The 21,805-nt window shown below is 39.4% G+C and carries 17 protein-coding genes and 1 pseudogene; 10 read left to right on the top strand and 8 right to left on the bottom strand.

Annotation, left to right across the window (positions count from 1 at the left end; translation table 11 throughout):
- Positions 1 to 41 precede the first annotated feature (41 nt).
- Complete coding sequence (locus HUV91_RS12765; RefSeq protein WP_130075009.1) at positions 42 to 1,052, top strand: metallophosphoesterase; 1,011 nt, start codon at positions 42 to 44, stop codon at positions 1,050 to 1,052.
- Between the two features lie 237 nt (positions 1,053 to 1,289).
- Here the strand turns inward: HUV91_RS12765 and HUV91_RS12760 are convergent, their stop codons facing one another.
- Entirely contained in the window at positions 1,290 to 2,603 is a 1,314-nt protein-coding gene (locus HUV91_RS12760; protein ID WP_174493666.1) for an MFS transporter, read from the bottom strand.
- Positions 2,604 to 2,742: 139 nt separating this feature from the next.
- Positions 2,743 to 3,384: a PAQR family membrane homeostasis protein TrhA gene (trhA, locus tag HUV91_RS12755; protein WP_165353100.1), complete on the bottom strand. Its 642-nt coding sequence runs from the start codon at positions 3,382 to 3,384 to the stop codon at positions 2,743 to 2,745.
- A 100-nt stretch (positions 3,385 to 3,484) separates the two neighbouring features.
- On the opposite strand from trhA, the gene HUV91_RS12750 reads away from it, so the two are divergent.
- The 3 genes from HUV91_RS12750 (at position 3,485) to HUV91_RS12740 (ending at position 5,971) form a co-directional block, all read left to right on the top strand.
- Entirely contained in the window at positions 3,485 to 4,699 is a 1,215-nt protein-coding gene (locus HUV91_RS12750; protein ID WP_174493665.1) for a class I SAM-dependent methyltransferase, read from the top strand.
- A 71-nt stretch (positions 4,700 to 4,770) separates the two neighbouring features.
- Positions 4,771 to 5,193 (top strand): GNAT family N-acetyltransferase, encoded by a 423-nt coding sequence (locus HUV91_RS12745; protein WP_130075013.1) that lies wholly within the window; start codon positions 4,771 to 4,773, stop codon positions 5,191 to 5,193.
- Between the two features lie 73 nt (positions 5,194 to 5,266).
- Positions 5,267 to 5,971 (top strand): HAD family hydrolase, encoded by a 705-nt coding sequence (locus HUV91_RS12740; RefSeq protein ID WP_416377020.1) that lies wholly within the window; start codon positions 5,267 to 5,269, stop codon positions 5,969 to 5,971.
- 170 nt (positions 5,972 to 6,141) lie between these two features.
- On the opposite strand, the pseudogene HUV91_RS16755 reads toward HUV91_RS12740, so the two are convergent.
- The 3 genes and pseudogenes from HUV91_RS16755 to HUV91_RS12725 form a co-directional block, all read right to left on the bottom strand.
- Positions 6,142 to 6,286 (bottom strand): annotated as a pseudogene (locus tag HUV91_RS16755) (hypothetical protein); the annotation flags it as partial.
- A gap of 185 nt (positions 6,287 to 6,471) precedes the next feature.
- Positions 6,472 to 8,604 (bottom strand): 3-hydroxyacyl-CoA dehydrogenase NAD-binding domain-containing protein, encoded by a 2,133-nt coding sequence (locus tag HUV91_RS12730; protein ID WP_174493664.1) that lies wholly within the window; start codon positions 8,602 to 8,604, stop codon positions 6,472 to 6,474.
- An 11-nt stretch (positions 8,605 to 8,615) separates the two neighbouring features.
- Positions 8,616 to 9,821 carry an acetyl-CoA C-acetyltransferase gene (locus HUV91_RS12725; protein ID WP_130075017.1) on the bottom strand — a complete coding sequence of 402 codons (1,206 nt, stop codon included), beginning with the start codon at positions 9,819 to 9,821 and terminating at the stop codon, positions 8,616 to 8,618.
- 222 nt (positions 9,822 to 10,043) lie between these two features.
- Between HUV91_RS12725 and HUV91_RS12720 the strand changes: the two genes are divergently transcribed.
- The gene (locus tag HUV91_RS12720; RefSeq protein WP_174493663.1) at positions 10,044 to 10,301 is read left to right on the top strand and encodes a hypothetical protein; all 258 of its coding nucleotides are present in this window, start codon (positions 10,044 to 10,046) and stop codon (positions 10,299 to 10,301) included.
- Positions 10,302 to 10,352: 51 nt separating this feature from the next.
- Here HUV91_RS12720 and HUV91_RS12715 read toward each other — a convergent pair whose 3' ends face one another.
- Positions 10,353 to 11,363 (bottom strand): AraC family transcriptional regulator, encoded by a 1,011-nt coding sequence (locus HUV91_RS12715; protein ID WP_130075019.1) that lies wholly within the window; start codon positions 11,361 to 11,363, stop codon positions 10,353 to 10,355.
- Positions 11,364 to 11,574: 211 nt separating this feature from the next.
- Here HUV91_RS12715 and HUV91_RS12710 point away from each other — a divergent pair, with 211 nt between their 5' ends.
- The 4 genes from HUV91_RS12710 (at position 11,575) to HUV91_RS12695 (ending at position 18,037) form a co-directional block, all read left to right on the top strand.
- A complete protein-coding gene (locus tag HUV91_RS12710) occupies positions 11,575 to 12,693 on the top strand; it encodes a CaiB/BaiF CoA transferase family protein (protein WP_174493662.1) in 1,119 nt (372 codons plus the stop codon).
- 355 nt (positions 12,694 to 13,048) lie between these two features.
- The gene (locus HUV91_RS12705; protein WP_416377023.1) at positions 13,049 to 14,293 is read left to right on the top strand and encodes a carbohydrate porin; all 1,245 of its coding nucleotides are present in this window, start codon (positions 13,049 to 13,051) and stop codon (positions 14,291 to 14,293) included.
- Positions 14,294 to 14,461: 168 nt separating this feature from the next.
- The gene (locus HUV91_RS12700; protein WP_174493660.1) at positions 14,462 to 16,864 is read left to right on the top strand and encodes a glucose/quinate/shikimate family membrane-bound PQQ-dependent dehydrogenase; all 2,403 of its coding nucleotides are present in this window, start codon (positions 14,462 to 14,464) and stop codon (positions 16,862 to 16,864) included.
- A 177-nt stretch (positions 16,865 to 17,041) separates the two neighbouring features.
- Positions 17,042 to 18,037, top strand: coding sequence for a DUF2804 domain-containing protein (locus HUV91_RS12695; RefSeq protein WP_130075023.1), 996 nt, complete (start codon positions 17,042 to 17,044; stop codon positions 18,035 to 18,037).
- Positions 18,038 to 18,157: 120 nt separating this feature from the next.
- Here HUV91_RS12695 and HUV91_RS12690 read toward each other — a convergent pair whose 3' ends face one another.
- Positions 18,158 to 19,033: a metal-dependent hydrolase gene (locus HUV91_RS12690; protein WP_130075024.1), complete on the bottom strand. Its 876-nt coding sequence runs from the start codon at positions 19,031 to 19,033 to the stop codon at positions 18,158 to 18,160.
- A gap of 145 nt (positions 19,034 to 19,178) precedes the next feature.
- Here HUV91_RS12690 and HUV91_RS12685 point away from each other — a divergent pair, with 145 nt between their 5' ends.
- Complete coding sequence (locus HUV91_RS12685) at positions 19,179 to 20,207, top strand: AraC family transcriptional regulator (RefSeq protein ID WP_174493659.1); 1,029 nt, start codon at positions 19,179 to 19,181, stop codon at positions 20,205 to 20,207.
- A gap of 178 nt (positions 20,208 to 20,385) precedes the next feature.
- Here the strand turns inward: HUV91_RS12685 and HUV91_RS12680 are convergent, their stop codons facing one another.
- Positions 20,386 to 21,717 carry a Na+/H+ antiporter NhaC family protein gene (locus HUV91_RS12680; protein WP_130075026.1) on the bottom strand — a complete coding sequence of 444 codons (1,332 nt, stop codon included), beginning with the start codon at positions 21,715 to 21,717 and terminating at the stop codon, positions 20,386 to 20,388.
- Between the last annotated feature and the right edge of the window lie 88 nt (positions 21,718 to 21,805).

Here is a 21,805-nt window from a genome sequence, read left to right as displayed (position 1 = left end):
AATAAAGTTAATCGGCGTTAGTCGCCTTTTTGAGATTCAGTATGTGGATGACAGATTCAATCATTTTTTACTTTTTCCTCTGCTTTGCCTTGGTTGCAATTTGGGGTGTGGCACAGGCTTGGATTAGTCAATCACGTACCGAAACGATTCATCCCTTTAAATCTTTCGTCCATTTGCTCGCATTCTACCTATCTTATTTATTATTTCCGTTGTTCTTTTTTAGTTTGTATGCAGGTTGGGTTGAATATTTCTCATTGCATGAAAGTATTTTTGTTTTCTTGTTATCGAGTTTATTGATTTATGCACGTTTTATTGAACCACATTTGGTTCGTGTTGATTATCAACATTATAAATTAAGTCCTGATCAGGCTTTTCAACGACCTTTTAAAGTGGCATTGATTGCAGACTTACATATTGGTTTATTTTCAGGACATGAGCGTCAACTCAAAATTATTGTTAAAAAAATTAATGCAGAGCAGCCTGATATTGTCGTAGTTGCAGGTGATTGGACGTATGAGCCTGAAAATAAACTCGCTGAAGAATTGGCTGTTTTGAAAGAGATTCAAGCCCCTATTTATTCAGTCAATGGTAATCATGATGAGCAATATCCTGGCCCACCGATTCAAGATTTATTAGCCCATGCTTTACAGGTGAATAATGTCATTGATATTGAAGGGCAGATGGTTGAGTTTGACGATTTTCGTTTGATTGGGGTAGGGGATTTGTGGGCAGGTAAAACCGATATGCGCAGTATGCCGTTATTACCACAAGATAAACCTTGGCTGATTTTGTCACATAACCCTGATACGGTTGATATGGTGCCCAAGTTACCCACACGTCCTTTAATGCTAGCAGGGCATACGCATGGGGGACAGGTGCAATTACCTTGGCTGACCAGTTATATCATGAAAAAAGTATCGATTTTGGGGCATAAAAGAGGTTTGTATCAGCATGAAAATGCAGCTGTGTTTGTCAGTGTTGGTACGGGGATGGTGGGCGTGCCTTTTCGTTTTTGTGTGCCGCCAACCATTGATATTATTGAGTTGAGTTAATATCTAAAGTTTTAGCAGAGAATGTTTGGATCAGGATTATCCTCCGAAATTTGTCGCAGAATATTTTGTTGTGTAAAGACTAAAAAGCAGCAACAACATGGAAGTTAGGACGTTCGGTGTTGACTTAAATAGATCATTTAAAAGCTAAGTTATTTGTTATTCATGATCTTAGTTGAAAAAAATTAAAGTAAATAAAAAGCCTGCATAGTTGCAGGCTTTTTATTTGGAGTAATGCGATTAGATTTGGTTATTTACATCATCATTTTTTGTTTCACGAATTGCTAAGAATGCAAGCAGTGAAAGAATCGATGCGGCCGTTAAATAATAACCCACCGCATATAAACCATAGGTTGTTGCTAGTTTCGTTGCAATCAATGGGGCAAAAGATGCACCAAAAATACCTGCAAGGTTAAAGGTCAAAGCTGAACCTGTGTAACGTACTGAAGTGGGGAAAATTTCAGACAGTACCGTACCGATTGGACCATAGGTTAAACCCATGATGGCAAGACCTGTACATAAGAAGATAAATACGACAAATGTATTACCAGATTCCAACATGCTTGAAAACACTAAACCAAATAATGCAGAAACAACACATACACCAATAGACGTTGCCTTACGACCAAATTTTTCTGCCAATACTGCAGAAAGAGGAATGAAAGCAGCAAAGCAAAGTGTTGCAAGTAATTGAAGTTCTAGGAATTCTGCACGAGAATAACCGAGTTTAGTCGTACCCCAGTTTAAAGCAAATACTGTCGTTAAGTAGAACACAACAAAGGTACAAATCGCAGCGATTGTACCAAGAATGAGCATTCCCCAGTGTTTAGTTAACACTTCTTTAAATGGAATGTTCACTTCTTTTTGTTTATTTAACACTTTTTGGAAGGCAGGTGTTTCATGTAACTTCAAGCGAATCCAAAGACCGACGATTACCAATGCAGCACTGGCAATAAATGGAATACGCCAACCCCATTGCATAAACTCAGCTTCAGACATGAAAGCGCCAAGGGTTAAGAATGAGCCTGTTGCAAGAATAAAACCAATCGGTGCGCCGAGTTGAGGGAACATACCGTACCATGCACGTTTACCTTCAGGGGCATTTTCAGTGGCAAGTAGTACTGCACCTGACCATTCACCGCCAAGGCCAAGCCCTTGTCCTAAACGACAAAGTGCAAGTAGTAACGGTGCCATGATTCCAATTTGATGATAGGTTGGCAGTAAACCGATACAGACGGTTGAAATACCCATGGTCAGGAGGGCTGCAACTAATGTTGCTTTACGACCAATACGGTCGCCTAAATGTCCAAATAAAGCCGCACCAATTGGACGTGCAATAAAGGCAATGGCGAAAGTCGCAAGAGACTGAATCGTTGCTGTGGTCGGATCTGTACTTGCAGGGAAGAACAAATGAGGGAAGATGATGACTGCCGCAGTTGCATAAATATAAAAGTCAAAAAACTCGATTGTTGTGCCTACGAGGCTGGCAAAGAGTACACGAGTTTTTGAATTTGTCTGAACTTCGTCAGTCAGAGTCGTATTAGATGACGCCATGGTGAACCTTACACTTTTAAAAGTAAAAACTAGTTTTCTAAAGCGTAATCTTTTTAAAAAAGGCGTAATTTCTTAAAAAAACAACGAGATTAATCCAAATTTACTCGATCAGGGTCACTGATATATGAATATTTAAGGATTAAATGACGTAAAGATAGATGGCAAAGAAATGTGATCCTGCCCCGATCAAAACAAAAATATGCCAAATGGCATGGGTGTATCTTACTCTTTTTAAGGCATAAAACAATGCACCAATCGTATAAGCAAGCCCACCAATGACCAATAATTTGAGTGCGCCGCTATTTAAAAAGCGTTGCATATCATCCATCACCAGTACAGCGAGCCATCCCATTGCCAAATAAGCAATGAGCGAAATTTTCTGAAAACGATGAATGAAAAATAACTTGAAGAGTGTACCAATGGCTGCAATAACCCAAAGTGCAATTAAAAGGTAATGGGCTTTAGCTGTCGGAATAGCGATTGCAAGAAAAGGGGTATAGGTTCCAGCAATCAAATAATAAATCGCCGTATGATCGAGTTTTTTATACCATTGACGCTTTTTCTCATCGACAGAAAAATGGTAAATCGCAGAACTAGAAAATAGCAATACCATGCTGAGACCATAGACCAACAAGCCTAAAAATTGCCATGCAGGTAAATAACTGCCTTTGATGAGCATAAAAATAGTTGCAATGGCAGCACAGACAGCCCCAATCGCATGGCTAATGGCATTAATACGTTCTTCTTGTGGTGCATAGGTCTGAATCAAATTTGCATTCATACGTATCATTTTTTTAAAAATACATCTGTATAGTAATGGAGTTTTACCTTTAAAGTAAGAACATTTAAAATGACAACTTGTATCTATATGAGTTTGTACTATGTCACACGTGGCTTTGATGTCTGAGCAGGAACAAAAATTTATCAATGCTGTACAGCAAGCCATTGAAAAGCAAAGTTTTGAACGTTTAATTTTGAGTCAATATAAAGGTGAGTTAGCGCAGCTTGAAAAAATGACTTTTCGTATTATTTCATTACAAGATCAGTCAATGATGAGTTGTCTATATCGTTATAAAACCCAAGATGTCACGAAAAATTATGCAATAGATGAAAGTTTTACGGTCATTCAAGAATTATTTTCACAATGCAAACAGGCGAACCTATTTAGCACCGAACAAGAAATTCAACTGAAAAAAAATAAGAAAAAAGCCTTATTAACTTATAGTAAAGTTGCACCGCAAGTGAAGCAACAGGAACAACAACATGACCGATCAAAGCATCGTTATGTCGATCAGGACAGCTATTTTTTACAGCCTTTAGGCATTACCGACAGCAAAGCACAAATTATTCCGAGCATGGCACGAAAATGGAAACAGATTAATAAATTTGTTGAAATTTTTGCAGGTGCTTTGGATAAAATTGATCATCAAGATCAAGCCTTACAAGTGGTCGACTTCGGCTCAGGTAAAGGTTATTTAACCTTTGCACTCTATGATTATTTAGCAAAAAATCAGTTTATTCCTCAGGTTACAGGCGTTGAACTTAATCCTAAAATGGTCGAGTTTTGTCAAAAAGTTGCGACTGAGGCAAATTTCCAACATTTGGATTTTTTCCAAGGTGATGTACGTACTTATGCACCTAAAAAACTAGATGTCATGATTGCGTTACATGCCTGTGATGTTGCAACTGACTTTGCCATTCATACTGGCATTCGTTTAAATGCACAGATGATCATGTGCGCACCTTGTTGTCATAAAGAATTACGTCCTCAGTTAAAAAGTCCGAAAGTACTTGCACCGATGTTGCAATTTGGCATTCATGCAGGGCAACAAGCGGAAATGTTGACGGATACCATTCGTGCATTATTGCTCAATGCTTATGGCTATGACACCAAAGTCTTTGAATTTGTGGCTTTGGAACACACCAGTAAAAATAAAATGATTTTAGCAACCAAACGTAAAAAATTTACTGCGCCCGATAAGGATGTTTTGGCACAGATTGCGGCATTAAAACAGATGTATGGTATTCAACAACAGTCTTTAGAACTTTTACTGAATGACCAATGGGACCAACAAGGGATTGGTTGTAAGTGTTAATGGGATGAAAAAGATGAGTGACTCCATGCATCTTTTATTTAAAAGTTTAATCATGAAATAGTGGAGAGTTGATGTCAGATTATGTCATTCGTAGTGGTTCTTGGGCACTTTTAGCCACTGAGGCGAAAATGGTTCGTACGGATGTTTTTATCCAAGAACAAAATATTGCTGAACATGATGAATGGGATGCTGAAGATGACACCTCTCTACATTTCGTGATGTATGATCAAGAACAAGCCATTGCCACTGCACGATTGCTTAAAAATAACAGCATTGGGCGCGTTGCTGTGCTCAAAAATTACCGAGGACAGGGCATAGGGCAGCAGTTGATGCAGTATATTATTATGGTTGCAGCGACAGAACAGCGTGCTTTTCTAAAACTATCTGCACAGGTTCATGCGATTGGTTTTTACGAAAAATTAGGTTTTCAAGTCAAAGGTGAACGTTATTTAGATTGCGGAATTCCTCATGTTGATATGTTTTTGATGACTTGATGATAAGTTTTAAAATTGACACACTATGCAAAAATTCGAATCTGTTTTTCAAATATGAACAAGGAGAATAGCCGTGATAAAAGCCATTCTTTTTGATTTAGACCAGACTTTATTGGATCGAACGTACTCGCTCAGGCAGTTTATTAATTGGCAAGTTAATTTTTTTCAGCTTGTCCCACAGGCAAAAAAGTCTGAGTTTATTGAAAAATTTATACAATTGGATGCAAATGGTACGGTCTGGAAGGATGTGGTTTATCGGCAATTAATACAAGAATTTGCCATTAAAACATATACCGAACAGTTGCTATTACGATCTTATATACAAGATTTTAATAAATTTTGTTGCAGCTTCGCAGATGTGGACAGTGTTATTTTAAAACTACATCAAGCAGGGTATCTCTTAGGTTTAATTTCAAATGGTCAATCGCCATTTCAAGAACATAATTTTCAGGCTTTAGGATTAGCAGAATTTTTTTCGACAGTGTTGGTGTCTGACGCAGTTGCTTTGCGTAAACCTGATGCGGCAATTTTTCACTTGGCATGTGAAAAACTCAAAGTACAAGCAGAACAATGTATTTTCATTGGTGATAATGAAAATGCAGATATTCGAGGTGCGAATGCAGTGGGAATGAAAAGCATTTTTTTCAATCCTGACGCCAAGATTGTTTCAGCAGATGCCGATGCAAATTTAAATGACTATGCAAATTTGTGGGAGATTATTCAGAAAATACAATCAAAAGGTTTTATATCTAAAATCGATATAAAACCTAAGTGTTAATGCTTATTCATGTGTGTGATGTTCACTTGTTTCATCATGCTGCATATTCTTCATTTCAGCATCAGACATGTGGTGTGAACTTGCTGTTTGATTTTTTTGTTCAGCATTTGCCAAAGCTTCTTGAGACATTACAGGTGCGCTTTTAAAAGAAGTTTGATTGGTTTCTTGCTGCTTACTTGGCATATAATCAGGCTCATTTTGTATGGCAAGATAAAAAATTACAAGAAACAGCACACTTAAAATAAAAGCAACTAAAAGCCCTTTCCAACCTTTTTTTTCATCAGCTACTTTTTGAGACTCAACAGCATTTGACATGGGAGTATTCCAAATTGAAAAAATGAGAATCTATGTAATGTTATAACACAAAAAAGTTTAATCTCCGATATTTTTCATGTAAAAGTCTTAATAAAATTATGGTTATATAAAGTACAAATTAAATATTTAGAGCAAAGAAAAGAGGCACATTTGCCTCTATTTCTCTAAATCGATGGTGTTAAATATCAGTCAATTTTACCACTTGCAGCTTTGTCTTTGAGCATTTGTGGTGCTTTAAAACGTTCGCCATATTTGGCTTCAAGTTCATTGGCACGAGCTAAGGCTTTGTCTAAACCGTATTGATTTAAGAACTGAATTGCACCACCAGTCCATGGCGCAAAACCGATGCCGAAAATCGAACCGATGTTGGCATCGACTACTGACTCCAATACGTTTTCTTCGTAGCAACGTAAAGTATCGAGTGACTGAACAAACAAAATACGGTCAATCATTTCTTGTTCAGAAATATCAACGTCTTTTTTCCAATGGCTTAAACCCTCCCAAAGATGTTTTTTACCGCCTTCTGGATAATCATAGAAACCTGCACCTGCCGCTTTACCTTTACGGTTAAACTCATGGATCATGGTTTTCAAGACATCTTCAGAAGGAGAGTGTGGCAAGTCTTTGCCTGCCGCTTGGAGTGCCTTACGGGTTTCATTGGTGACATGTTCAGATAACGTCAATGCAACTTCATCTTGAATGGCGAGTGGACCAACAGGCATACCTGCTTTAAGTGCTGCCATTTCAATACGTGCAGGATGTACACCTTCAGCAAGTAAGCGTAGACCTTCATTGACAAATGTACCGAAGACTCGACTGGTGAAGAAGCCACGGCTATCGTTCACTACGATCGGCGTTTTGCCAATTTGCTGAACGTAATCGTAGGCTTTGGCCAATGTTTCAGCAGAGGTATTTTTCCCTTTGATGATTTCAACCAATTGCATTTTGTCGACTGGGCTAAAGAAGTGTAAACCGATAAAGTTTTTATCGTCTTTAGACGCTTTTGCTAGACCTGTAATTGGCAATGTCGAGGTATTTGAAGCAAATATACCACTATCCGCGAGGAAAGCTTCCGCTTCTTGGGTGACTTTAGCTTTAAGTTCTTGATTTTCAAAAACAGCTTCAATGATCAAATCACAGCCTTGTAGATCGGCTGCATCAGCAGTTGCAGTGATTAGGCTTAAGACTTGGTCACGTTTCTCGGCGGTCATACGACCTTGTGAAACTTTTTTGTCCAAAAGTTTTTGGCTGTAAGCTTTGCCTTTTTCTGCATTTTCAACAGAAACGTCTTTGAGTACCACAGCAATGCCTTTGGTCGCCGTTGAGTAGGCAATACCTGCACCCATCATCCCTGCACCCAATACACCGACTTTAGTCGCTTGCCATTTTGCGACATCTTTCGGACGGCTCGCACCTGCTTTAATAGCATTTAGACCATGCCAAAACGTACCGATCATGTTTTTCGCCACTTGACCTGTTGCAAGGTAAGTGAAATAACGTGATTCGATGGTGAGCGCTGTATCAACATCGACCTGAGCACCTTCAACCGCTGCTGCCATGATCGCTTCAGGCGCAGGGTAGCAACCTTTGGTTTTGTCACGCAGCATTGCAGGGGCAATCGCAAGAATCTGTGCCACTGCTGGGGTTTTAGGATCACCACCTGGGATTTTATAGCCTTTTACATCAAATGGTTGTTGTGATTTTGGATTGGCTTTGACCCATGCGATGGATTTTTCCAGCAACTCATCAAGTGAGTCCGCAGTGTCATGAATCAGACCTAAAGATTTGGCTTTATCGACACCAAATTGTTTGCCTTCCATGAGGAATGGGAATGCATTTTGTAGACCTAACAGGCGTACCATACGCACGATGCCGCCACCGCCTGGGAGTAAACCTAAAGTCACTTCAGGTAGACCAAACTTAGACTTCGGATCATTCAATGCAATACGGGCATGACAGCCAAGTGCGATTTCCCAGCCACCGCCAAGCGCTGTGCCATTGAGTGCTGCAACCACAGGTACACCTAAAGTTTCGATGTAACGTAGTTCTTTTTTCATCAGTTCAACCACAGCCATGAATTCTTTGGCATCTTCAGGGCGTGCCTGAATTAAATCATCCAAATCACCGCCCGCAAAAAAGGTTTTTTTCGCAGAACGGAAAATGATGCCTGTAATGCCTGATTCAGCTTTTAATTTTTCAACTGTTTCAGTGAGTGCTTTTTGAAAGTCAGCATTCATGGTGTTTGCAGATTGATTCGGAGAGTCTAAAGTCAGAATAACAATGCCGTCCGCATTTTTTTCGTATTGAATTGCGCTCATTCTTATTCTCCTTATACCAACTCAATAATGGTCGCAATACCCATGCCACCACCCACACACAATGTCGCTAAACCACGTTTTTTACCTTGACGCTCAAGCTCATCAAGTAAAGTTCCTAAAATCATCGCCCCTGTTGCACCCAATGGATGCCCCATGGCAATTGCACCACCATTCACATTGACTTTTTCAGCAGGAACATTCAGCTCATTCATAAAGCGCATGACTACCGATGCAAATGCTTCATTGACTTCAAATAAATCAATATCATCAATGCTTAAGCCAGCTTTTGCCAATGCTTTACGTGCAGCAGGTGCAGGACCAGTCAACATAATGGTTGGATCTGTTCCCACGAGTGCAGTCGCCAAAACTTTGGCACGTGGTTTTAAGCCTTGTTCTTTGACTGCTTTTTCAGAAGCAAGAAGCACAACCGCAGCACCATCGACAATACCTGATGAATTTCCTGCATGATGTACGTGATTGATTTTTTGTGCTTCAGGATATTGCTGTAATGCGACTGCATCAAAGCCCATGCTGCCCATCATTTCAAAGCTTGGATTGAGTTTTGCCAAGCCTTCAGCAGTGGTGGTTGGTTTGATAAATTCGTCTTTATCTAAGATCACCACCCCCGCTTTATCTTTTACAGCCACAATAGACTTGTCAAAATGACCCGCCGCTTGTGCCGCAGCCGCTTTGCGCTGTGAGTTTGCCGCAAATTCATCAACATCTGTACGACTATAGCCATCTAAAGTCGCGATCAAGTCTGCACCAATGCCTTGTGGAACAAATTTAGACTTTAGGTTGGTTTCAGGATCAAGTGCCCAAGGTCCGCCATCGGAACCCATTGGAATACGAGACATAGACTCGACACCACCTGCAACAACCACATCTTCCCAGCCTGAACGGACTTTTTGTGCTGCCATGTTGACCGCTTCAAGACCTGATGCACAGAAACGGTTGATCTGCACACCTGCGACATCATTGTCCCAACCTGCGGCAATTGCGGCAGTTTTAGCAATATCACCGCCTTGGTCAGCGATTGGGGTAACGCATCCCAATACAATGTCATCTACTTTTGAAGTATCTAGATGGTGACGGTCTTTTAATTCATTGAGTAATGTTGTGAGCAAAGTAATGGGTTTCACACTGTAGAGTGAACCATCTTTCTTTCCTTTTCCGCGTGGTGTGCGAATGGCATCAATGATATAAGCCTCGCTCATAGCTATTCCTTTTTATGACTTCTAAAATTGTTATGTATTTTGAGTGTACTTTATAAGCTTGATAGTGCAATGACGAGAACGGGAAAGTCAATTGATAGTTTTGGTCAATTGAATTCAAAGAAAAAATATACAATGAACCTTATAAGACCTTGTATTCTAATCCTGCAAGTGAATTGTTTTGTTCAAAATATTACATGTGATGAGATTTGAATGAGTTTAAGAATGAATTTTAAAGTCTCTGTGAAATGGATGGTATATCTTATTTCAATAAGCTTATTGGGCGTGCTTTTATTATTGGTTTTTTATGTTTGGATGATCTACGGTACTCATACTTCTGATGAGGGGCAGAGCAGCCTCGCCTGTGAATATGATCAAAATTTTCAAGTGACCAAGGCAGAAATGATGACCATTCAAAATGGTAAAAGAGTGTTCTCTAAAGCAGATCCATTATTGTGTGAAAAAGATCGAAATAATTTTTAATGAAATAAAAACCTGATTTATATCAGGCTTTTATTTGAAAATATTATTGTATTAATGATAACCATGCAACTGACGGTATAAACCAGGAGTGACACCTGTCCATTTCTTAAATGCACGGTGGAATGTTGAGGTTTCACTAAAGCCAACTTGTTGAGCAACATCTTCCAAAGTTAAATCAGGATTTAACAGTAAATGAATGGCAGCATCACGGCGTAAAGCATCCTTCACGCCTTGATAACTTTTACCTTCAGCCGCTAAACGACGACGTAAGGTTTGCGGTGACAAATACAACATCGACGCTACATCATTTAAGGTTGGCATTTCTTCACCAATTTGGCTCTTTAACACTTCGCGAATACGTGAAGTGAGCGAGTTGGTGTTTTTGAATTTGACCAAAAGTTGTGCAGGGGCAGCTTTTAAGAATTCTTCTAATGATGCTTCATCTTGACGAATTGGCAGATCTAAATAATCCGCAGCAAAGGTAATTTCAGTGCGCGGCATGTCAAATTGCATCACTGGCGCAAAGAATAACGCATCGTATTCATCTGCATGATTTGGACGCGGATAACCAAAATGTACACGTTCTAACGGAATACGACGTTCAATGAGCCATGATGCCAAACCATGCCAAATCATGAGCATACTTTCAGTAATAAAATGATCAGGATCCATCGTTTTTGGTATTAATGGAACTAAACGCGCTTCGTGTTTATCACGTTCAACTGCAACAGACCATTCATCGCCAAATAGCTTATAAAACTGTGAAGAAAGTTCTAAAGCATCACCTAAGGTCTTGGCATGAATGATCAATTGACACATGATCGCGAAAGAACCTAAGCGTCGTGGCTGAATATCAAAGCCGACGTGTTCATCTTGTGTCACCATCCAAAGCATTTTCACAAAACGAGTGTATTGCTCAGGTGAAATTCTCGCTTTGGGTTGACGCAATAATTCTGCTTCAATTCCGACATGTGATAATAATGTTTCGACATCCATGCCTAGGCGTTTAACACCTGTGAGGGCTGCATTCACGAAATGGATACTGATCGTATCACGACTCATGTTAAATCCTTCTGATTCTTTGATGTTCACTAGCGATTGACCTAATACACTCTAAAAAATGTTGGATTGGCGATTTACAACAGTGCGAATTGCCTTTTTACATCTTAAATTGCCGAAATGATCAAGGTAAATGGCTGAACATGACATTGTTATGTTAGTTTTATATTTCTAATATGAGATATAAATCAACCCAAATTTGGTAAAAACTATTATGACAACTGCTTTAAAAGGATTGAAAGTACTCGATTTTTCCACATTATTACCAGGACCATTTGCCACTATGTACCTTGCGGATATGGGTGCAGAAGTGATTCATATTGAATCACCAACACGTCCTGACTTGGTTCGTTTGTTTCCTCCGTATGCCAATGGGCAAGCCACTTCCCACAGTTATTTAAACCGAAATAAACAATCTGTGGCACTTGATCTGAAAGATCCAAAAAATATTGAATTGATCAAACAAAAAATTTCTGACTTTGACATCGTGGTGGAACAATTTCGCCCAGGAGTGATGCAACGTTTAGGTTTGGACTATGCAACTTTGGCGGAAATTAACCCGAAATTGATCTATTGCTCAATCACAGGGTATGGGCAAACAGGTGCCTATAAAGATAAAGCGGGTCATGACATTAACTACGTGTCTTTGTCGGGTATTGCAGGGCATAGTGGGCGTCAAGACAGTGGGCCGCCTCCAATGGGGATTCAAATTGCTGATGTCGCGGGTGGTTCTTTACATGCAGTGATTGGGATTTTGGCTGCTGTGACTGAACGCCATCAAAGTGGTTTGGGACAGTACATTGATATTTCCATGACTGATTGTGTGGTCAGTATGAATAATATGGCAGCAGCTGCAAGTTTGGCAGGAGGTCAGCCTCAAAAAGCTGAAAATGAGCAGCTGAATGGTGGCACTTTCTATGATTATTATCGTACTCAAGACGGTCGTTATCTTTCAGTGGGAAGCTTAGAGCCGCAGTTTATGAGTGGTTTGGCAGCTACTTTGGAATTACCGATTATTTTGCAAAAAGGTGCGTCTTTTGATGCAGAAGACCGTCAAGCGGTTAAACAGGCGATTCAGGAAAAAATTCTCAGTAAAACATGGGCTGAATGGAATGAAATCTTTGGGCAGTTGGACTTTTGTGTAGAGCCTGTATTGAGCTTACATGAAGCTTTAAGCTCGCCATTGGCACAGCAAAGAAATTGGGTCGTGAACGTCCCGCTAAAAGCCAATGCAGAACAAGCAGAACCCCAACTTGCTTGTCCAATTAAATTTTCTCGTTCTCAGATGCGTTATGATTATATTGGTCAAGAACTAGGTGAAGGACAATGGTAAAGCGATGCATATTTCAACAAAGTACAGATAAATAAAATTACAAAGCAGGTATTTTGTTAACAAATTAGATGATTTGTAAACCAATAAATTCAAGTAGTCTTTAAGGTCACGAGGAGATTACTTTTTTCGTTCAATATTTGAGTATATAAAAATAAGTAGATGTTTTTTAAGGTTTCACAAGGTTGTGTTGTGGCTATTTAATCTCTTGATTGTTTTGTTTTATTTTCAATTGATGATAATTTATTGTTTTAATGTGTAGTGTTTTTATTAAAAACATTATCACTTTGTATTCATGTGAGAGTATTATGAATAATTAGTTACAGTTTTGTTATAAAGGTCACTGAATATGAAAAAAATGCGTGATTGTTTATATTGGGCTGTGAGCCTTTTATCTTTAAATAGTGTTTTTCAATCTACTTATGCAGCTGATGCTTTTGATGCAAATAGCCAATGGATGTTTGGCGATTGGAATGGAAAACGAACACAATTACAGCAACAAGGTTATGATTTTAACTTTGGCTATACGGGGGAAATGGCAACCTTGTTGCATGCAAAACAAGCCTCTAGTCACGGTACGGAATATGCAGATCAATTTGCCATTGGTTCACATCTTGATTTGGAAAAAATCTTAGGTTGGCAAGATACCGAAGCACAAATCACAGTCACACAGCGCAACGGTCGCTCACTTTCACAAACCTCTGATGCATTGGCAGGACATTTAAGTTCAAGCCAAGAAGTGTGGGGGCGTGAACAAACATGGCGTTTGACTGATTTCTGGATTAAAAAGAAATTTTTAGATCAAAAACTTGATATTAAAGTCGGTCGTTTTGGTGAAGGTGAAGATTTTAATAGCTTTGATTGTGATTTCCAAAACCTTGCACTTTGTGGTTCTCAAGTTGGCAACTGGGTTGGAGATCAATGGTATAACTGGCCCGTGAGTCAGTGGGCGGCGCGGGTCAAATACAACTTACAGCCAGACCTCTATGCACAAGTGGGGGTCTATGAATATAACCCTGAAAATCTTGAACGAGGCAAAGGGTGGAACTTAAGTACAGATGGCTCGCATGGTGCAATTATTCCTGCTGAAGTGGTGTGGACACCGAAAGTAGGTACACAGAAACTTGATGGTGAATATCGAGCAGGTTATTACTACAGCACTGCCGATGCACAAAATATTAACCATCCTGAGCAAACATCGCATAAACAAGGGATGTGGGTGGTTGCTAAGCAACAACTTACCGCTCATCAAGATGACCCACATCGTGGTTTGACTGGTTTTGTCAATGTCACTGTGCACGACTCAGACACCAATACGGTCGGCAATATGCAAAATATTGGCTTGGTCTATAAAGGTGCTTTTGATGCACGGCCTCAAGATGAAATTGCTGTAGGTCTTGCTCGAATTCGTATCAATGATGATGTTAATCATCATCAAGAACGTCCACAAAATGAAGAATACGATGCAGAGATTTATTACGGTATCCATGCAGCCGACTGGCTGACGATTCGTCCGAATGTGCAATATATCCGCCATGTGGGGGCATATAAGAACGGCGAAAATGCGTGGGTGGGTGGCATTAAGTTACAAACCGCATTCTAGTTTTTAGATTGTGAATACGGATAGGTCAAATAAGATGTAATGAGTATTTGATTTTTCTTTTGATCATTATTGGTATTTAGAATCTAGAAATTTATCCATGAACACCATAATTCTTGAGAAAGAAATATGGAACATATTTAACAGATTCAAAGCATAGAGGTCGTCAATATGAGTACTCCGTCTTCAGGATCAGTGCTAAAAACCATTGCAGCAGTGATTGCTGCAATTTTTGGTTTGGTACTACTGATTGGAGGAATTTATCTTGCAGTGCTCGGTGGTTCTTGGTACTACATCATTGCAGGTTTATTTTTCCTTATTACCGCAATTTTATTACAAAAATTAAAAAGTTCCGCTTTAATTGTTTATGCAGTTCTAGTGTTAGGTACCGTGGTCTGGGGCTTGTGGGAAGTCGGTTCTGACTTCTTTGCGCTTGCACCACGGTTAGATATTTTAGGCTTATTTGGTCTATTCTTACTCATTCCTGCAGTAACACGCGGTTTTGCCAATAGCAAAGGTGCAAAAGTTGCATTAACAGGTTCATTGGCAATCACCATTGCCGTGATGATTTATTCTATTTTTAATGACCCACAGGAAATCCGTGGCACTTTAACTAGTCAACAACCTGCAACTGCACAAGCGATTGCAGGCATTGCAGAGGGTGACTGGCCGGCATATGGTCGTACCCAATCTGGTTTACGCTATTCACCTTTGACGCAAATTAATGCTGACAATGTGAAAGATCTCAAAGTGGCTTGGACATACAACACAGGTGATTTCAAAACAGACCATGACTCAGGTGAAACCACCAATCAGGTCACTCCAATTAAAGTGGGTGACAATATGTACATTTGTACGACGCACCAAAAGTTGGTGGCTTTAGACCCTGCAACCGGCAAAGCAAAATGGACGTTTGATCCTAAGCTTAAAGCGGACAATACCTTCCAACATTTAACCTGTCGTGGTGTGTCATATTTCGATGCCAACAATACCGTGGGTTTTGAAGCGAGTTTGGCTGCGAAAAAAACGACTTCTGAACAATGTCCACAAAAAGTCATTTTACCTGTCAATGATGGTCGTTTAGTTGCGATCAATGCGACAACAGGTAAGCCATGTACAGACTTCGGTCATAATGGTGAGGTTGATCTACAAAAAGATATGCCATTCCCATATCCGGGTGGCTATATCCCGACTTCTCCACCTGTGGTCACAGGAACGACGATTATCATCGCAGGTTCAACAACAGATAATTACTCTACCGAAGAACCATCAGGCGTGATCCGTGGTTATGACGTGAATACAGGTGAATTGCTTTGGGTGTTTGATACGGGTGCAGAAGATCCAAATAAAATCCCAGCTCCAGGTCAAAAATATGTCCAAAATTCACCAAACGCTTGGGCACCATTAGCATACGATGCAAAACTTGATATTGTTTATGTACCTACAGGTGTCGGTACGCCCGATATTTGGGGTGGAAACCGTACTAAATTGCATGAGCGTTATGCAAACTCAATGTTAGCCATTAATGCAACAACAGGTAAATTGGTGTGGAACTTCCAAACTACCCATCATGATTTATGGGATATGGATGTACCCTCACAACCTACACTTGCAGATATTCAAGACAAATCGGGTCAAACGGTACCTGCCATTTATGTGTTAACCAAAACAGGCAATGCTTTTGTTTTAGACCGTCGTACAGGTAAAGCAGTTGTTCCAATCACTGAAAAACCTGTGCCACAAACTGTTAAACGTGGTCCACAAACCAAAGGGGAACATTATTCAGCAACGCAACCTTTTTCTGATTTTGACCTCGCGCCAAAAGACAAATTAACCGACAAACAAATGTGGGGGGCTACCATGTTTGACCAGTTGATGTGTCGTGTGTCATTCCATAAGCTGAACTATGAAGGGATTTACACACCACCTTCTGAAAATGGGACGCTCGTATTCCCAGGTAACTTAGGGGTATTTGAATGGGGCGGGATGTCTGTTAACCCAGACCGTCAAATCGCAGTCATGAACCCGATTGGTTTGCCATTTGTGACCAAACTCATTCCTGCTGACCCGAACCGTAAACAAACCGCAAAAGGTGCGGGTACGGAAGCAGGTGTGCAGCCGATGTATGGTGTGCCTTATGGTGTTGAAATTAGTCCGTTTTTATCACCATTTGGTTTGCCATGTAAACAACCTGCTTGGGGCTATGTAGCGGGTGTAGATTTGAAAACTCATGATATTGCATGGAAGCGCCGTATTGGTACGATCCGTGACAGTTTACCGGGTATTCCATTACCACCATTTAAAATGGGTGTGCCAATGCTCGGTGGCTCAATTTCAACAGCAGGTAACTTAATGTTTGTTGGTGGTACGCAAGATAATTATATTCGTGCGATCAATGTGACAAATGGTGATGAGTTGTGGAAAGGTCGCTTACCTGCTGGTGGGCAAGCAACGCCAATGACCTATGAGTCAAACGGTAAACAGTATGTGGTGATCATGGCCGGTGGTCATGGCTCATTTGGTACGAAAATGGGTGATGCTTTAGTGGCTTATGCCTTACCTGATCCAAAATAATAGATGCAATTTGAGAGTTTAAATTGAAATAAAAAGTCTGATTCGTCAGGCTTTTTTTATTGTGTGTCTATGTCGCTATAAAATGTTGAGAAAGATTGTGTATTGACTAGAAAATGAGTAATAATCAAAATCTAGACTAAAGTCTAAGAATTTTTAAAACGAAGGATTGGGTTAAAAATGGATTTAATACAGGCGAATGGATTACCTCGTTATGGGCGTTTCACCACTTTACCCACTTCTATTAATATTGATCGTTATATTTATAAAACCCCTTATGGAAAAACCTTAAAAGGTTGGCGTAAAAATTTAAAATATAAGAAATTTAAATTTTGTAGTATTCAGCATGAACACTACAGTATCGGCTTTGCAATTGTCGATATCGGGTGGGCTGGACATGCTTTTATTTATATTTATGATCATGCAAATGATGACGTTTTAGAATGGAATGCGAATAATATTTTAGGACATCATACATCGGTTGATGAACAACCTCTTTACAATCAAAGCTTATTTAAAAAATCGCCTTTTCAAATCGAGATGCAACATGCCAATGGTGTGCGATATATCAATATCACTAAACATGGCGATGAAAAACTCAAAGCACGTATTTTTTGCGCTGCTACAGATCCTTTAAGTTTATGTAGTCCGACAGGAATTAATGGCTGGACTTATACACAAAAGCTCACGACTTTGGGAGTAGAAGGTTTTTTCATCAATAAGCAGAATGAAAAGATATATTTCAATGAAAAAAGCTTCGCATCTTTGGATGATACGTGTGGGTTTTTGCGTCCTGAAACAGCATGGTTTTGGTTATCCTGCAATTTTTGGGATCAACAAGGTCAACGTGTGGGTTTAAATCTTGCTTCAGGTGTCAATGAAAGTTTTGGCAATGAAAATTGTCTTTGGGTGAATGGTGTATTATACCCTTTGAGTGATGTGCTATTTGAAAAAGTATCCGACCAACATTGGACGATTCGATCATTAGATGAAAAATTAAAGCTTGAAGTGCTGATTGGTTGGCGCCGTTTTGAAAATTTAAATCTACGTTTAGTTGGTAGCCAGTTTAGTCAGTGGCAATCTAAAATTAGCGGCACAATTGCAACTGAAACAGGTGGAATTATTTATTTAAATCAAGAGTATGGTATGTTGGAGCAGCATTATGCCAAGTGGTGATCGGGCTTGTTTTAAGTTTTTCAAATAATTTAAAATTGCATATAAAAAACGACATAAGAGAACATTCATGCTTATGTCGGGGAAAGTATTTTGAAATACAGGCTTTTATTTAAAAGTGGCTTATAAAGCCGCTTGCCAAAATGCTTCGCCAGCTGCAATAGGGTCATTGCTTTGGGCTAAAGTGTCAACCCACACGTGATATTGCGCAATAATTGGATGCTGACTTGGATGAAAATCCTTTTTGTACCAATCCATATAGGGTTTACGCATACGAGTAAACACACCTTGTTTACCAAATAACCATGGCATACCTGTGAGTGCGAGTTTTAGACGTTGGGTGCGACTAAAACCATCATGTGCCAACATGACATTAGCACGATATGTGGTGAAGCTCATCATTGCAACAGTGGTTAACGCTAAGGTAAATTTTCTTAAATATTCAGGTACTTCACCGACTTGTTGCATGACATCAAATGCCACATCACGATGTTCCATTTCCTCAATTGCATGCCATGCAAATAATGCGCGTACATAGGGATGTGCATCGCTTAAGGTTGATTTATGGCTATAAAAAGTATCTGCCATCAATGCCGTCAAATGTTCCGCTGCTGCTGTCATGGCAATATTGTATTGTGGAGAGCGATTTTTCAGTTCAGATTTAAACAGGCGTTGTAAAAAGTTGATGAATTGATCAAGTGGCATGCCTTGTTTCCGCATTTCTTCATTCATTTTGTCATGGGCAATACCATGTTGTGCTTCTTGACGAATAAAATCTGCAACACGTTTTTGCAAGTCGGGATCTGTAATTTTGTCGCGAAATAAGCGCACACATTCAATAAAATAACGCTCGCCATCAGGAAAAGTCAGGCTCAGTGCATCAAACATACGTGTTTTAAATGGGTCGCCACCGAACCAAAAGCGCGGAACTTCATCTAATTTAAAATTGAGTTTGCTTCTGACCACGGGATCGACTTGATATTGAACTAAAGCATTCATTTTATTTTACTCACATTGCTTTCATGTTTTGAGTATGTCGTGCTTCGTCTAGTTTGTTTTGACAGTTATTGCCAATTTTTATACATTTTACGACAAAGTAAAAATCCATCATGTCAGACTGCATGATAAAAAAGTGAGCAATGCCATGCAAGAATTAAAAATACCCAATGGTTATTATCACCTTTGGCAAACTTATTTGAATGTACAAGGTTTAGAGATTCTAAGCCTGCCATTTTTGCCTGAAGAACAACTTAAATTAAAACAAGTCTTGAACCAAGCGATAGATGCTCAAAGTTCTTATGGTTTCTTTATGCAAATTATTGAAAAAACAAAAGAAGAACTGGATTGCCCACATTTAGCCTTTGAAATGGCACAGCATGTGCGAGCGGAACATTTTGGCGTATTAGGTTATATGGCGACACGCAGTAATAGTATTGCTGAAGCTTTGCAGTACATTTTGCGTTTTAGTCGTTTGGTGATTGATGGTGATGAAATTAAACCGATGCAAATGTTGCAAACAGGGCAAAATATTCATTTGTTTTGGCCTTTTTTACATGAAAAATATTGTTTTATTAATGAGTTGACCAATGCCTTAATGGTACATTTAGCACGCAAAATGATGCCGCTAGAGTTATTTCCCTTGTTATGTGTCAATTTTGCTCATGCACCTCAAATGGCGATTTATCATTATCAAAAGTTTTATGCTTGCGAGGTAAATTTTAATCAACCTGAATACAGTTTTGTACTGAGTTTGGATGCTTTAAATTTAAAAATTGAAGATGCAGACCCCTCTTTGACGCAGTTGTTGGTTCGGCAAGCAGAGGAAGCGATAGCCTCTAAAGCTCGTTTCGACAATATTGTGCAACATTGTCATCAATGGGTTGCTGACGATTTAAGGCAGCATGAACATGCGCCTAAAATTGAAGATCTTGCAATACATTTGAATATTTCAGTGCGTACTTTACAACGTCAATTAAGTGATTTGGATTGTTCTTTTAAGAAGATTTTAGAAGTTGAACGTATGAAACGTTGTGAGCAATTACTTTTGGATAATGTCAATCTGACAGAAATCGCCATGCGTTTGGGGTATTCTGACCAATCTGCTTTGGCGAGAGCATATAAAGCCTTTAGTGGGCAGACTTTATTACAAAAAAAACAACAATTGAAAGAATAAAACCCAGATGAGTATAAGGAAAAATATGAATACTTGGCATGAACAACATTTGGCAGAAGTCAGCCAATTGATTTTTGATGAATTATTTAAAAAAGTCCATGGTAGGTAGATGAATGAAGTTAAAAAAAACCTCTTCGTAGTTTACAAAGAGGTTTTTAATTTGCTGTACTTTTCTCAGTTAAGCTGTTTTTAACTTTGGAATTCTAAAAATAATCGCGATAATTGCAAATATCGCCAAAATCCAACAATAATAAATTGAGCCAATTAACTCAATAGGTGACAGTTTTGCAATAGAACATGCCAACAAAAGCTGTGCACCGTAAGGAATAATGCCTTGTACCACACAGGAAAAAATGTCCATTAATGCTGCGGCACGTTTAGGATCAACCCCATATTCGTGGGCAACTTCACGTGCCATATCGCCTGACAAAATAATCGCAACAGTATTATTTGCGACAAATAAATTGGAAAAGATCACCAAAAAACTGATGCCAATTTCACCTGCACGTTGTTTACCCACTTTAAAACAACGTGTTATGGCATAAATACGTTGAATCAACCATTGCAAACCACCTTCTTTTTGCATGATGGCAGATAAGCCACCTAAGAACATGGACAATAATGCAACTTCAAACATACCCACAAAGCCGTCATAAATGGCATTATTAAATTTTAAAATTTCAAAATTTGGTTGTGCAACTAAACCGATGATACCCGACAACACGATGCCGATGGTGAGAACGGCAAGCACATGTAAACGGGTAAATGCCAAAGAGAAGACAGCTAAATACGGGAGCATTAACCAAATGTCATATTCTTTATATTCAATATGCTGCGATGCTTGAGTATTTAAAATATAAATCAGAATGGTGAGGATTGCCGCAGGCAGTGCAATCCATACATTGACCCGAAACTTATCTCGCAATTCAACATTCAAACTCCGTGTTGCTGCAATGGTAGTGTCTGAAATCATGGACAAGTTATCGCCAAACATAGCACCACTCACCACAGCACCAATGGCATAAATAGGCTGAATGTCCGTTGCTTGTGAAAAACCAAAAGCAATGGGAGCACAGGCAGCAATAGTACCCATTGAGGTTCCCATTGCTGTGGCAATAAATGCTGAAATGACAAATAGCATCGGTAAGACAAACTCAGGTGAGATGATCGATAAACCAAATTGTACGGTTGCATCGACACTGCCAATGGCACTCGAAACACTGGCAAATGCACCAGCGAGCATAAATACCATAAACATCAAAATCAGATTAGGGTGGCTTGCTCCTTTTAAAAACGCATCAATCGCTGTGTTGATTTTTCCACGATAAATTAAAATTGCTAAAATAATCGCAGGAAGTGCGGCGACAGGGGCTTTCATTTGATAAAAAGCGAACGCAGTGCCAATGATTGAGTGGTAAATACCACTGCCTAAAAATATGGCTAAAAATACAATAAGTGGCAGTAGCGCAAGCCCACGAGCTTGCACTTTACTGTGTGTGGGAGTGGTCATATTCAAAAAATAAAAAACATTAGCCGCTATAGTATAAACAGCTTTTGCAATTTCTTAAAAATTAAAATGTATACCGTTTTATACTGTT

This window comes from Acinetobacter sp. Marseille-Q1623, assembly GCF_902809895.1.
In the GTDB taxonomy this organism is placed as follows: Bacteria; Pseudomonadota; Gammaproteobacteria; order Pseudomonadales; family Moraxellaceae; genus Acinetobacter; species Acinetobacter piscicola_A.
This window is presented reverse-complemented; position numbering and strand designations above follow the sequence as displayed.